Here is a 13,773-nt window from a genome sequence, read left to right on the forward strand (position 1 = left end):
TGCGGTGGGGAGTCCTGGCCGGGAGTCCTCTAGGCCACCGTCAGGCCGTCGGCGTGCCCGGCCGTCGGGCTGAGCGTGGCGCGTCCCGTCCCCTCGTCGTCGAGGGCCTGCCGTATGCCGGTCGCGACGGCCGGGTGCACGGTCAGGGCGAGATGGCCGATGCCGCTCACCCGCACGTTCTCGGTCAGCAGGTCGGGGTGGTCGATCCGGGCCGTCTCCAGCGGGTCCATCAGGTGGTCGAGGTCGCTCCAGAAGCCGACGAAGCGTGTGCGGCAGCCGGGGGCGGGCCGGGACAGCTCCTCGATGACCGCCGAGCCGGGGCGCATCTGGCGCACGATGGGGTGCGCGTTCGCCAGGCGGGCGACCCGGGTGCCCGAGTGCGGGGTGCCGAGGGTGACCAGGGTGCGTACACGCGCGTCACCGCCGAGCCGCTGCGCGTAGTAACGGGCGATCAGACCGCCGAGGCTGTGCCCGACGACATCGACCCGGTCGCTGCCGGTGCGCTCGCAGATCTCCTCTATGTGCCGGCCCAGCAGCTCCGCCGCGATGCGGATGTCGCAGGTCAGCGGAGAGTAGTTGAGTGACTCGACCCGGTGCCTGCCGTGCTGGGCGAGGCTGCGGCGCAGCAGGACGAAGACGGAGCGGTTGTCGATGAAGCCGTGCAGCAGGACGACCGGGGGCGGCGGCCGGGCGGGCAGCCGGGCCAGGTCCTCGGCGCCGCCCGCCGCGGGCGGTGGAGGGGCGGCTTCACCACGGCGTTCCGGGGTGATGCCGGAGGGGTAGAGGATCAGATGTCCGGCGAGGACGGCGATGTCCAGCGCGGTCGCCTTCAGGAGGGTCACGGAGAGCGACGCGGGCCTGTCCGGCAGCAAACGCCGGCACCACGGTAGTAAGGGCTGCACCATCCGCGTGACCTGCATGGCCGACCTCCTGTCGGCACGCCGAGGACGCCTCTGTCCCCCGTGTGCCCTAGGGGAAGTCGCGGCGGAGCGGGCCGGCGTCCGTCGCCGATGCGCCGCATCGCCACGGCGCGCGGCCTGCGACGCGGCGGTGCGGAAACCCCGTTGCGGCTCCCGTTGTACGCGGTTCCTCCTCGGGTTCCCCTTCTGGGCGAAAAAGAACCGCGTGCGGTGAACGTGTCCCAGTGTGTGATTTCCCCCTCGCCGCGTGCCGCGAAACTGCCGGTTGCGGGATGCTGGAGATAACGTTCGTTCACTTTCCTCGGCCGGAGTGGTGGTACCGCTCGGGACGCAGGGAAGGGATACGGATGGATGGAGTCGCTTCATGGAGGCAGTGATGGGTGTGGCAGCCGGTCCGATCCGCGTAGTGGTGGCCAAGCCGGGACTCGACGGGCACGACCGTGGCGCCAAGGTGATCGCGCGGGCGCTGCGCGACGCCGGCATGGAGGTCATCTACACCGGGCTCCATCAGACTCCCGAGCAGATCGTCGACACCGCGATCCAGGAGGACGCCGACGCGATCGGTCTGTCCATCCTCTCCGGAGCCCACAACACCCTCTTCGCCGCCGTGATCGAACTCCTCGGGGAGAGGGACGCGGCCGACATCCTCGTCTTCGGCGGGGGGATCATCCCCGAGGCGGACATTCCACCGCTGAAGGAGAAGGGCGTCGCGGAGATCTTCACGCCCGGGGCGACGACGGCTTCGATCGTGGAGTGGGTGCGGGCAAACGCCCGCCAGCCGGCCGCCTCCGGCGGGTGAGCCGACGCCCGTCCGACGTGCCTGCCGACGCGGCGCTGGGATGCTCGGCGCGCACGGGACGGCGTCGGCGGCGCGGACGTGTGCCTCCGGCGTGGAGGTAAGGGCGCCGGCGGTGGGGCCGGGTGTGCGTGGCGTGGACGCAACGGCGTCGGCGGCCCGGGGCGCCGACGCCCCGTGTGCGGGCGGGTGCCCGTGGCGCGAACGCAACGGCGCCGTCACGGGGCCAGCTCCTCCGCCATCACCGCGCGCAGCCGCAACGTCGTCCTCAGCCTCTGGAACGCCTCCGCCCAGTAGCCGCCCGCCCCGGGTGACGCGTCCTCCGATTCGTCCGGCACCGCCAGCAGGCCGTCGAGACGGCCGGCCTCCGCGGGGTCGAGACACCGTTCGGCCAAGCCCATCACCCCACTGAAACTCCACGGGTAGCTCCCCGCGTCGCGTGCGATGTTCAGCGCGTCGACCACGGCGCGGCCGAGCGGCGGAGCCCAGGGCACCGCGCACACCCCGAGCAGCTGGAACGCCTCGGACAGCCCGTGTGCGGCGATGAACCCGGCCACCCACTCCGCCCTCTCGCCCGTCGGCAGAGTGCCGAGCAGCTTGGCCCGCTCCGCGAGGGACACCGCGCCCGGCCCGCCCGCCTCGGGAGCCGACGGCACCCCGAGGAGGGCCCGCGCCCAGCCGGCGTCCCGTTGCCGGACGGCGGCCCGGCACCACGCCGCGTGCAGTTCACCCATCCAGTCGTCGGCCACCGGCAGCGCGACGATCTCCGCCGGAGCACGGCCGCCCAGGCGCGCCGACCAGGCGCTCAGCGGGGTCGCCTCCACCAGCTGGCCCAGCCACCAGGACCGTTCACCCCGGCCGGGCGGCGCCTTGGGCACCACGCCGTCGCGTTCCATGGCCGCATCACACTCGTGCGGCGCCTCCACGACGATCGCCGGCGTGTCCCGCGTGCGGTCGACGGCCACGCACGCGACGGCCCGCACCGCCATCCGCGCGGCGAGCGCCGAGCCCGGCAGCGCCGACAGCAGTTCGGCGGCCGTGGCCCGGACGTTGCGGCTGCGGTCGGCCAGGGCCTGCTCCAGGAACGGCTCGTCCCGGGGGCCGAGGCCGGTGCGCAGCGAGTCCAGGAACATCAGCCGGTCCTCCGCACGCTCCGTCGGCCAGGTGGACGTGAGCAGCGCGCGGCCGGCGTCGGGGTCGTGGGCCCGTATCGCCGCGAGGAGCGCGACCCGCTCGGCGAACAGTCCCTCCTGCCAGAGCCGGTCGACACGGTCGGTCTCCGCCGGGCCGGGCAGGGACGCGCCGGCGCCCGGGGCCGCGCGCAGGGCGAACCGCCAGTCCGGGTTGAACCGGGCCAGCCACAGGGCTGTCGGGCCCGCGAACTCCAGCGCCGCCGGGCGCAGGTCCGTCCGGCCCCGGGCCGCGTCGAGCAGTGCGGGCAGGGCCTCGGCCGGTGCGGCGAACCCCCGGGCGTTCGCCACCGCCAGCCACTGGGGGAGGAGTTCCATCAGATCGGGCGCGGTGCCCCTGCGGCCGCCTCCGCCGGTGCCGGGGCGGTCGGCCAGCAGCAGGGAGAGCCTGCGGGCCGCGGGGGCGGGCAGCGCCGGACGCGGGTCCTCGGGCGCCGGATCCGGCCGGGGCGCGGCCCGCCCCGGCCGCAGACCGGCCCGACGCCGTACGGTCTCGGCGGCCGCCGCGTCCAGCAGGGCGGCCGGGGCGTTCCGGCCGGGGGCCGCTCCCGGGGGCGTACGCCGGTCCGTGCCGAGGAGAGCCGCGGTGACCAGCTCCTCCCAGGCCGTCGGCGGGGAGGAGAGGGCAGCCGGGGTGCCGTTCATGACGTTCCCTTCCGTCCCGAGGGGGTGTGCGTGGCCGCCGGAGGAACGGCCGGGGTCGTGTTCGCTCAGCACAGGAGTACCGCCTCTCCGCGATCCGCCGGCCAGGCCGTGAGGGGGGTGAAGCCGCGGTGGCCGCACTCGCCGAACACCGTGACCGGATGGCCGCCGGAGAGGGCGACCAGGCGCCACAGGCCGGGGCGGGACACGGCTGCCGGCGTGAGCGGAAGGGCGGTGTCCCCGTCGGTGTCCGCCAGCTGCCAGGAGGTGCCGTCGGGAGTGGGGACGACGCCGCCGAGAGTGACGGGGACGGAGTCCAGCCAGGGGTCGTCGCGCAGGGCGGCGCCGTAGCGGGCCGCGGCTTCGGCCGTCGTCACGCCGGGCGGCCGGACGCCGGTGGGGGCGGGCGGGGCGAACCGCTCGCCCAGGGACGCCCTCCGCTGCCCCGAGCCCGGGTAGGCGGACACCTCCGCGTCCACGGCCAGGCCGACCGGCAGCGCCAGCTCGGGCGCGCGGCCGGCGGCGCCGTAGGAGAGGAGGAGGACCGTACGGCCGGAAGCGGCGCCGTGGAGCCAGACGCGGCGGGTCGTCAGTTTCGCGTCCCCCGTGTCGTACTGGGCGAGGACGAGCCAGTCGTCCCGCAGCGGCGGTCCGTCCGGCGTGGCGGGCAGGCCGACACGGGTGCGGACCGTCGCGGCCAGCGCGTCCGGCAGGCGGTCGCGGTGCAGCCAGCCCCGGTCGAGAAGGTGGAGCAGCGCGCACTCCTCCAGCAGGCGCACCGGCCAGCCGGGGCCGGAGGACGGGATCGCCCCCAACTCCCGCACCCGAGCGGCGAGCCCGGGTGCCTGGGCGTCGACCATACGGGCCGCGGTCTCCTCCCACGGCCCGTATCCCGCCTGCTCGGCCGTGGCCAGACCGGAGCGCAGCAGGTCGGCCAGCCGCTGTTCCAGCTCCGTCGCGCCCGCGGTGATCCGCTCGGCGCGGCGCTCCGCTCTCCGGCGGGCCGCCTCCGGATCGGCCGAGGCGGCCGTGGAACCCCGCGCCCCCGCTTCCCGTTTCTCCCCTGTACGCCCGCGCCGTGCCGTGATCCACGCCTCGGCCCAGTCCGGTGCCGTCCGTCCCGCGGGCACTGCGGCTTCCCCGCCGGACCACAGCAGCAGCAGCCCGAGCGCGTGCTTGCACGGGAACTTACGGCTCGGACAACTGCACGTGTACGCAGGCCCCGCGGTGTCCGCGACGTCGACGACCGTCCGGTACGGCTTGCTGCCGCTGCCCTTGCACAGCCCCCACACCATCCCCTCGTCGGAACTCCCCGTCCCGGACCACGGACCCGCCGCGCCGAGCCTGCTTCCCGCCGTGCGCGACGCGACGTCAGGCGCCAGTGCCAGCACCTGGTCCGTCGTCCAGCGCACCCCCTGCTGAGTCATGTCCTCGAAGGTAGATCCACCCACTGACAATCGCGTCGGCAGCCGGTCGGCAGCCGGTCGGCAGCCGGTCGGCAACGGCCGGCCCCGGATGACGTTTTCGCAGGTCGGAACGGATTGTCAGTGCCGTGGTGCACGGTGGACACCAGATCCGAACCGGCCGAGCTGGAGGGGGCCTCAGCCATGTCTCTGCCCGTCGACCCGACGGCGTCCGTCGACCCGTTGCCATCGGAACCACGTCAGAAGCAGCCGAGCGAGGAGAATCGGGGTGATGTGCTGCGGCCGCACGCCGAGGACGCTTTCGCCGGCGAACTCGCCGTCCTGGCCGCGCAGGACGACCGCCCGCGCCCGGCCCGCTGGAGGCTGTCTCCGTGGGCGGTCGCCACGTACCTCCTCGGCGGCACCCTGCCGGACGGCACGGTGATCTCCCCGAAGTACGTCGGACCGCGCCGCATCGTCGAGGTCGCCGTCAGCACGCTGGCGACCGACCGGGCCCTGCTCCTGCTCGGTGTGCCCGGCACCGCCAAGACCTGGGTCTCCGAGCACCTCGCCGCGGCCGTCAGCGGGGACTCCACCCTGCTGGTCCAGGGCACCGCGGGCACCCCCGAGGAGGCGATCCGCTACGGCTGGAACTACGCCCGGCTGCTGGCGCACGGCCCGAGCCGGGACGCCCTCGTGCCCAGCCCGGTCATGCGGGCCATGGCGGAGGGGACGACGGTGCGGGTCGAGGAGCTGACCCGCATCCCGGCCGACGTGCAGGACACCCTCATCACCGTCCTGTCGGAGAAGACGCTGCCGATACCGGAGCTGGGGCAGGAGGTGCAGGCCGTCCGCGGATTCAACCTGATCGCCACGGCCAACGACCGCGACCGCGGGGTCAACGAGCTCTCCAGCGCCCTGCGCCGCCGGTTCAACACGGTGGTGCTGCCGCTGCCGGCGAGTGTCGAGGCCGAGGTCGACATCGTCGCGCGGCGCGTCGAGCAGATGGGCCGCTCCCTGGAGCTGCCGGCCGAGCCCGACGGTATCGACGAGATCCGCCGGGTGGTGACCGTCTTCCGCGAGCTGCGCGACGGGATCACCTCCGACGGGCGTACGAAGGTGAAGTCGCCGAGCGGCACCCTGTCGACGGCGGAGGCGATCTCCGTCGTCACCAACGGACTCTCCCTGGCCGCGCACTTCGGCGACGGCGTGCTGCGGCCGGGTGACGTCGCCGCGGGCATCCTCGGTGCGGTCGTCCGTGACCCGGCCGCCGACCGGGTCGTGTGGCAGGAGTACCTGGAGGCGGTGGTCCGGGAGCGGGAGGGCTGGACGGACTTCTACCGGGCCTGCCGGGAGGTGAGTGCATGAGCGGCATCGACGGCGACCGGGAGCGGGACGTGAGGGGTGCGGTGGGCCGCGGGGCTGCGTGGCCGGCGCGGCCGGGGGACGACGACACGACGTGGACCCGCAGGCGGAGGGGGACGGGATGACGGGCCGCGGGACGGCCGTGGACGCGGACGTCGGCCAGCCGGTGGCGGGGGACGCCGTCCCGGGGGCATCGGCCGGCCGGGGAGCCGGCGGGGGGCGGGCGGGCGGCGGACGGGCCGGTGCGGGGGAGGCCCTGTTGCTCGGGGTGCGGCATCACGGGCCGGGGTCGGCCCGGGCCGTCCGGGCGGCGCTGGAGGCGGCGCGGCCCCGGACCGTCCTGATCGAGGGGCCACCGGAGGCCGACGCGCTGATCCCGCTGGCCGCCGACGAGGACATGCGGCCGCCGGTGGCGCTCCTCGCCCACGCCGTGGACGAGCCCGGGAGGTCGGCGTTCTGGCCGATGGCCGAGTTCTCGCCGGAGTGGGTCGCGATCCGGTGGGCCCTGGAACAGGGGGTTCCGGCCCGTTTCATCGACCTGCCGGCCGCACACACGCTGGCCTGGGACGACAGAGGTGACGAAGGTGATGGAGGTGACGGAGCCGAAGGCAGCAGCGGGGACCAGCGGGCCGCGGGGGAAGCGGGGAACGCGCACGGCGGGGAGGAGGGCGAGCGGGCCCGGGAGGGCGGGGGGAGGCCCGCGGACGGGGACGGGATCCGGGCCGATCCCCTCGCCGTGCTGGCCGACACGGCCGGCTACGACGACCCCGAACGCTGGTGGGAGGACGTCGTCGAGCACCGGGGCGCGGGGGAGCGGGACCCGTTCGCGCCGTTCGCCGTGCTGGAGGAGGCGATGGGGGCCCTGCGGGAGACGTACGGCGACGCGGGGAACGGCCGGGACGCCGTACGGGAGGCGTACATGCGGCTTCAGGTGCGGGCGGCGCAGCGGGAGTTCGGTGACGGCGAGGTGGCCGTGGTCTGCGGGGCCTGGCACGTGCCCGCGCTGCGGCGCGGGACCGGCGTCGGCGCCGACCGGGCGCTGCTCAAGGGGCTGCCCAGGGTCAAGACCGACCTGACGTGGGTGCCGTGGACGAACCGCAGACTGGCGCGGGCCGGGGGATACGGCGCCGGTGTCGAGTCACCGGGCTGGTACGGGCATCTGTTCGCCGCGCCGGACCGGCCGGTCGAGCGATGGCTGACCAAGGTGGCGGGCCTGCTGCGGCAGGAGGACCGGATCGTGTCCTCGGCGCACGTCATCGAGGCGGTACGGCTGGCCGAGGCGCTCGCCGTGCTGCGCGGCAGGCCGCTGCCCGGCCTGAGCGAGACCACGGACGCGGTGCGGGCGGTGCTGAGCGAGGGGTCGGAGGTGCCGCTGGCGCTCGTGTACGACCGGCTGGTCGTCGGGGACGTCCTGGGCGAGGTGCCGCGCTCCGCGCCCGCGGTGCCGTTGCAGCGCGACCTGGACCGGCTGCAGCGCAGGCTGCGGCTCAGACCGGAGGCGGTGGAGCGGGAGGCGGAGCTGGACCTGCGCAGGGAGAACGACGCCGAGCGCAGCGGACTCCTGCACCGGCTGCGGCTGCTGCGCGTCCCCTGGGGCGAGCCGGTGGCCTCGCGGGGCAGCACGGGCACCTTCCGGGAGACGTGGCGGCTGCGCTGGGAGCCGGAGCTGTCCGTGCGGGTGGCCGAGGCCGGCGTGTGGGGGACGACCGTGCTCGCCGCCGCGACGGCCAAGGCGGAGGCGGACGCCGTGGGAGCGCGCACCCTCGCCGAGGTGACCGCGCTCGCCGAGCGCTGTCTCCTGGCGGGTCTGCCGGAGGCACTGCCCACGGTGATGCGGGTCCTCGCCGACCGGGCGGCGCTCGACACCGACGTCGGCCACCTCGCCCGGGCGCTGCCCGCCCTCGTCCGCTCCCTGCGCTACGGCGATGTGCGCGGCACCGACACCGGTGCGCTCGCCGGCGTCGCCGCGGGCCTCGCCGAGCGGGTCTTCGTCGGTCTCCCCCCGGCCTGCGCCGCGCTGGACGCCGAGGCGGCCGAGGAGATGCGGGAACACCTGGACGCGGTGCACGGGGCGGTGCGGCTGCTGGAGGAGGCGCTCGGCCCGGGAGGGGAGCGGCCGGACGGCACCCCGGCGCGCCACGGCCCCGGCCCCGGCGCCTTGCGGGGTCGCTGGCGGACCGTGCTGCGGGTGCTGTCCGGGCGGGACGCGGTGGCGGGCGTCGTCCGTGGACGGGCCGTGCGGTTGCTGCTGGACGAGGGGGAGGTGGACGGGGACGAGGCGGCGCGGCTCATGGGGCTGGCGCTGTCACCGGGGACGCCACCGGGGGAGGCGGCCGCCTGGATCGAGGGCTTCGTAGGCGGCGGCTCCGGCGGCGGGCTGCTCTTCGTGCACGACGAGCGGCTGCTGAGCCTGGTCGACGGGTGGCTGACGGGGGTGCCGACGGAGGCGTTCACGGATGTGCTGCCGCTGCTGCGGAGGACGTTCTCGGCGTACGAGGCGGGGGTGCGCAGAACGCTCGGGGAGCTGGTGCGGCGCGGTCCCGGCCGACGGGGGAGCGGCGTGGACGCGGGTGACGGGAGACCCGGTTTCGCGGTCGGACTCGACGCGGGGCGCGCGGACGCCGTGCTGCCCGTGGTGCGGCTGCTGCTGGGGCTGGACGCGGAGGGACGGCCGCGGGACGACAACGACGGGGTGAGGGCGGGCGGATGACGACCGAGTGGACCGATCCGGGAGAGACGGAGTCCCGGCAGGAGCGGCTGCGGCGCTGGCGGCTCGTGCTCGGGGGCGAGGAGGCGGACGGCACCGGGTGCGCGCTGTCCGGGCGGGACGCCGCCATGGACGGGACGCTCGGCGCGCTCTACGGGAGACGGGACGGGGCGCCGAAGGGCCGGGAGCGGTCGGCGGGGCTAGGGGCGTCGGCGCCGTCCGTGGCCCGCTGGCTCGGGGACATCCGTACGTACTTCCCCTCCTCCGTCGTCCAGGTCATGCAGCGGGACGCCATCGACCGGCTCGGGCTGGCCACGCTGCTGCTGGAGCCGGAGATGCTGGAGGCGGTCGAGGCCGACGTGCACCTCGTCGGCACACTGCTCTCCCTGAACAAGGCGATGCCGGAGACGACGAAGGAGACGGCGCGGGCCGTCGTGCGCAAGGTCGTGGACGACCTGGAGAAGCGGCTCGCCACGCGGACCAGGGCCACGCTCACCGGTGCCCTCGACCGCAGCGCGCGCGTCACCCGCCCCCGCCACCACGACATCGACTGGAACCGCACCATCGCCGCCAACCTCAAGCACTACCTCCCCGAGCACCGGACGGTCGTGCCCGAGCGGCTCGTCGGATACGGGCGGGTCTCCCGGTCCGTGAAGAAGGAGGTGATCCTCTGCATCGACCAGTCGGGGTCGATGGCCGCTTCGGTCGTCCACGCCTCCGTGTTCGGGGCGGTGCTGGCCTCCATGCGGTCGATCAGCACCCGGCTCGTCGTCTTCGACACGGCGGTCGTCGACCTCACGGACCAGCTCGACGACCCGGTGGACGTCCTGTTCGGCACCCAGCTCGGCGGCGGCACCGACATCAACCGGGCGCTGGCGTACTGCCAGTCGCAGATCACCCGGCCCGCGGAGACGGTGGTCGTGCTGATCAGCGATCTCTACGAGGGGGGCATACGGAACGAGATGCTGAAGCGGGTCGCGGCGATGAAGGCGTCGGGGGTGCAGTTCGTCGCGCTGCTCGCGCTGTCGGACGAAGGGGCGCCCGCCTACGACCAGGAGCACGCGGCCGCGCTCGCGGCGCTCGGCACACCGGCGTTCGCCTGCACGCCCGACCTCTTCCCGGAGGTGATGGCCGCGGCGATCGAGAAACGTCCGCTGCCCGTGCCGGACGGGGAGTAGAGGAGCAGGCAGGATCGCGCAGGTGAGAAAAGGGACATGACTGCCCATCGGTAACGGGGGGCTTGCGCAATCTCGGCACCCCCGGCGAGGATCGTCGCCTCCCCCACCTCGTTCGTCGCACGGGAGGATCCTTTTCTTGGCCCGGCCTGCCGCGTTCCCCGCTGCCGCTCTGCGCGTTCCGCGCACGGCGGCCGGTCGGCGTGTGCTGCGGGCCGCCCTGCGGGGCGCGCTGCTGGTGGGCGGGTTGTTCGTGCTCGGGATCCTCTTCGGAGGTCAGGCGCAGGCGGCCGAGGGAGCGTCGGCATCGACGGCGTCGTCCCTGTCGACCACCGTGACCGTGTTCGGATCCGTGTCCGGATCTGCGCATGCGTCGGTGTCGGGAACGGTGCCGGTGTCCATCACCGCGTCCGCATCCGCGTCCGCATCGGTCTCGGTGCCGGTGCCGGTGCCGGTGCCGGTGGCGTCGGTGGTCGGGGCGGTGACGGAGGAGCTGGCCGAGGTCCGGGTGGACGTGCCGCCCTTGTCCTCCTCGCCCCTCCTGCCGAGTCTGCCGAACCTTCCGACCCTGCCGATCCTTCCCGCTCTTCCGGACCTGCCGGGTCTTCCGACGCTGCCTTCGGCGCCGTCGCTCCCCTCACTGCCGTCCCAGCCCTCTCAGCCGTCCGAGCCCTCCCAGCCGTCACTCCCGACCGTGCCGGACGCTCCGGCGTCGCCGGTGCTGCCGTCGACGCCGTCGGACCTGGAGGAGCAGCCGGGCGGCACGTCGGCGGTGCCCGTGGCGTCGACGCCGGACGCGGGTTCGGGCGTCACCGCGTTGCCGTACGGTCCGGCGAGCGCCGTGAGCGGGGTCGGGGCGGGTGCGGTGGCCCACGTGTGTGTGCAACGGGATGCGCACGCCGGTGAGGTGTCGGCGCGCGCCGGCCTCCTTCCGGCGCACCGGGGGCCCGCCGGTCACCCGGACGGTGCGCTGGGCAACGTGCCGGTCGTCGACAGCGGCTCGGCACGTCACGGCGATGCGCACGCCGTGACCCCCGGTGACCGGCTGCCGCTGCGGCTGGTGCCCGGCCGTGCCGTGCGTGCCGGCACGGCCGAGACCCGGGACAGGTACCGGGACATCCCCGTCTTCCCCGGCTAGGGCGGACCTTCCCCTCCGTAGACCTGCCGCGCGGGGGCGGAGACAGGTCTGCCCGCCCGCCCGGAGCCCTTCAGCGCTTCCGCTGCCCGCTCCGGTGCCGGGATGTCCCCAGCCTTCCGAAGTCTCGGAACCCGAGGATCTAAGGATCTGACGCACGCATGAACAAGAACCTTCGTCGTTCCGCCGCCGCCACGACCACCGGCGGCACCGCCAGCACCACCAGCACCACCAGCCCCAACGCCGGCAGCGCGGACAGCACCGGCAGCACCGGCAGCACCCTCAGCACCGGCACCGGCGGCACGGGTGCGACGACCCGGTCCGCCGAGGTCGCCGGCGCGGTGCGGACCTCCGGCATCAGGGGAGCGCAGGCCGTCCTCGGCGCCAGGGCGGCGCGGGCCGCCCTCGCCGCGGCCAAGGCGAAGGCGTTCCGGTCCGTCGTCGCGTCCGCGGGCGACCTCACCGGGAGGGGTGGCTTCTCCCACGGATGGGCCGAGGCCGTCGTGTTCACGGCCTACCCGTGGGCGGCGGAAGCCGGCGAGCCCTCCGCCGCGCACCCCGCCTGAGCCGCGCACCCCGCCCGAGCCGCGCATCGCGCGTGAGCCGCCCCGGCTCCTGACCGGCCACCCTCACCCTCACCACCCCCACTCACCCTCACCACCTCCCACTCACCACCGTCCGTCCCCACTCCCACCCCAGCGCTCCCACCCCAGCGCTCACTCCGCCCAGGGGAACGACCCCACCCCGCACCCTCCCCATCCCCCACACCACTCCCCGCCTTCCCCCACCCCCCACCGCTCACCCCGCGCAACCAACGAATGCGCGAAATCCGCTTCCGCGGGGCACAAGGACCCGGACGGCCGAAAGCCGTCGGCCGTGTCCGGCCATGGGCCCGGCGGACCGGGCGGATCGTCCTCATTGGGGTGAGAACGACCCGCCCCAGCCCCTACGGGGCTGCATTCAGGGCCTCACCGGGCGAACCCCAGCCCGGTGAGGCCCCTCACCTGCGGCACGGCGTGCCAGTGAACCAGGCATCATGTGACAGGTATCACCGCTCAGGTGTGACGTGCGATTTAGAGGGCCCCCGGAAGCAGCGATAACCTGCGAGACGGACATGCCGCGCGCTCGGACACCGTGTGCGCTTCCCTTGTGACACATGCGGTCGTCACGTTGCCCTTCGCGGCACGCCCACGCATCCAACGAACCGCGAGATCACTGATAGGGACGGAAGCGCGTGGACCTGTTCGAGTACCAGGCGAGGGACCTCTTCGCCAAGCACGATGTACCGGTGCTGGCCGGTGAAGTCATCGACACGCCTGAGGCGGCGCGCGAGATCACCGAGCGGCTGGGCGGCAAGTCCGTCGTCAAGGCCCAGGTGAAGGTCGGTGGTCGCGGCAAGGCCGGCGGTGTCAAGCTGGCCGCCACCCCGGACGAGGCCGTCGCCCGCGCGACGGACATCCTCGGCATGGACATCAAGGGCCACACGGTCCACAAGGTGATGATCGCCGAGACCGCTCCGGAGATCGTCGAGGAGTACTACGTCTCCTTCCTCCTCGACCGTGCCAACCGCACCTTCCTCTCCATCGCCTCCGTCGAGGGCGGCATGGAGATCGAGGAGGTGGCGGCCACCCGCCCCGAGGCCGTCGCCAAGACCCCGATCGACGCCATCGACGGTGTGGACGAGGCCAAGGCCCGCGAGATCGTCGAGGCCGCCAAGTTCCCGGCCGAGGTCGCCGACAAGGTCGCGAACGTCCTCGTCAAGCTGTGGGACACCTTCATCAAGTCGGACGCCCTCCTCGTCGAGGTGAACCCGCTCGCGAAGGTCGCCTCCGGTGATGTCCTCGCCCTCGACGGCAAGGTGTCGCTCGACGACAACGCCGAGTTCCGTCACCCCGAGTTCGAGGAGCTCCACGACAAGGCCGCGGCCAACCCGCTCGAGGCCGCCGCCAAGGAGAAGGGCCTCAACTACGTCAAGCTGGAGGGCGAGGTCGGCATCATCGGCAACGGCGCCGGCCTGGTCATGTCGACCCTGGACGTCGTCGCGTACGCCGGTGAGCAGCACGGCAACGTCAAGCCCGCCAACTTCCTGGACATCGGTGGCGGTGCCTCCGCCCAGGTCATGGCCAACGGCCTGGAGATCATCCTCGGCGACCCGGACGTCAAGTCCGTCTTCGTCAACGTCTTCGGTGGCATCACCGCCTGTGACGAGGTCGCCAACGGCATCGTCCAGGCCCTGAAGCTCCTGGAGGACCGCGGCGAGGAGGTCACCAAGCCGCTCGTCGTCCGCCTCGACGGCAACAACGCCGAGCTCGGCCGGCAGATCCTCACCGACGCCAACCACCCGCTGGTCCAGCGCGTCGACACCATGGACGGCGCGGCCGACAAGGCCGCCGAGCTGGCCCACGCCGCCAAGTAAGCACTCAGGACGAGGACACCAACA

The 13,773-nt window shown here is 74.2% G+C and carries 10 protein-coding genes; 7 read left to right on the forward strand and 3 right to left on the reverse strand.

Going from position 1 to position 13,773, the window contains the following annotated elements:
• Positions 1-29: 29 nt before the first annotated feature.
• Positions 30-920: an esterase/lipase family protein gene (locus tag ACIP67_RS13970; protein ID WP_401691535.1), complete on the reverse strand. Its 891-nt coding sequence runs from the start codon at positions 918-920 to the stop codon at positions 30-32.
• A gap of 376 nt (positions 921-1,296) precedes the next feature.
• On the opposite strand from ACIP67_RS13970, the gene ACIP67_RS13975 reads away from it, so the two are divergent.
• Positions 1,297-1,719 (forward strand): cobalamin B12-binding domain-containing protein, encoded by a 423-nt coding sequence (locus tag ACIP67_RS13975; protein WP_401691597.1) that lies wholly within the window; start codon positions 1,297-1,299, stop codon positions 1,717-1,719.
• Between the two features lie 215 nt (positions 1,720-1,934).
• Here ACIP67_RS13975 and ACIP67_RS13980 read toward each other — a convergent pair whose 3' ends face one another.
• Together ACIP67_RS13980 and ACIP67_RS13985 are read right to left on the reverse strand one after the other, a co-directional pair.
• Positions 1,935-3,551, reverse strand: coding sequence for a DUF5691 domain-containing protein (locus ACIP67_RS13980; protein ID WP_401691537.1), 1,617 nt, complete (start codon positions 3,549-3,551; stop codon positions 1,935-1,937).
• Between the two features lie 65 nt (positions 3,552-3,616).
• Complete coding sequence (locus ACIP67_RS13985; protein ID WP_401691539.1) at positions 3,617-4,975, reverse strand: SWIM zinc finger family protein; 1,359 nt, start codon at positions 4,973-4,975, stop codon at positions 3,617-3,619.
• A gap of 180 nt (positions 4,976-5,155) precedes the next feature.
• Here ACIP67_RS13985 and ACIP67_RS13990 point away from each other — a divergent pair, with 180 nt between their 5' ends.
• From ACIP67_RS13990 to sucC, 6 genes are all read left to right on the forward strand, one after another.
• A complete protein-coding gene (locus tag ACIP67_RS13990) occupies positions 5,156-6,319 on the forward strand; it encodes an AAA family ATPase (protein ID WP_401691541.1) in 1,164 nt (387 codons plus the stop codon).
• 118 nt (positions 6,320-6,437) lie between these two features.
• Complete coding sequence (locus ACIP67_RS13995; RefSeq protein ID WP_401691543.1) at positions 6,438-9,026, forward strand: DUF5682 family protein; 2,589 nt, start codon at positions 6,438-6,440, stop codon at positions 9,024-9,026.
• The gene (locus ACIP67_RS14000) at positions 9,023-10,201 is read left to right on the forward strand and encodes a vWA domain-containing protein (RefSeq protein WP_401691545.1); all 1,179 of its coding nucleotides are present in this window, start codon (positions 9,023-9,025) and stop codon (positions 10,199-10,201) included. The genes ACIP67_RS13995 and ACIP67_RS14000 overlap by 4 nt, the downstream gene beginning before the upstream one ends.
• A gap of 136 nt (positions 10,202-10,337) precedes the next feature.
• Complete coding sequence (locus tag ACIP67_RS14005) at positions 10,338-11,336, forward strand: hypothetical protein (RefSeq protein ID WP_401691547.1); 999 nt, start codon at positions 10,338-10,340, stop codon at positions 11,334-11,336.
• Between the two features lie 158 nt (positions 11,337-11,494).
• The gene (locus ACIP67_RS14010) at positions 11,495-11,899 is read left to right on the forward strand and encodes a hypothetical protein (protein ID WP_401691549.1); all 405 of its coding nucleotides are present in this window, start codon (positions 11,495-11,497) and stop codon (positions 11,897-11,899) included.
• A 668-nt stretch (positions 11,900-12,567) separates the two neighbouring features.
• A complete protein-coding gene (gene sucC / locus ACIP67_RS14015; protein ID WP_401691550.1) occupies positions 12,568-13,749 on the forward strand; it encodes an ADP-forming succinate--CoA ligase subunit beta in 1,182 nt (393 codons plus the stop codon).
• The last annotated feature ends 24 nt before the right edge of the window (positions 13,750-13,773 follow it).

This window comes from Streptomyces sp. NPDC088812, assembly GCF_044750285.1.
Lineage (GTDB): Bacteria > Actinomycetota > Actinomycetes > Streptomycetales > Streptomycetaceae > Streptomyces.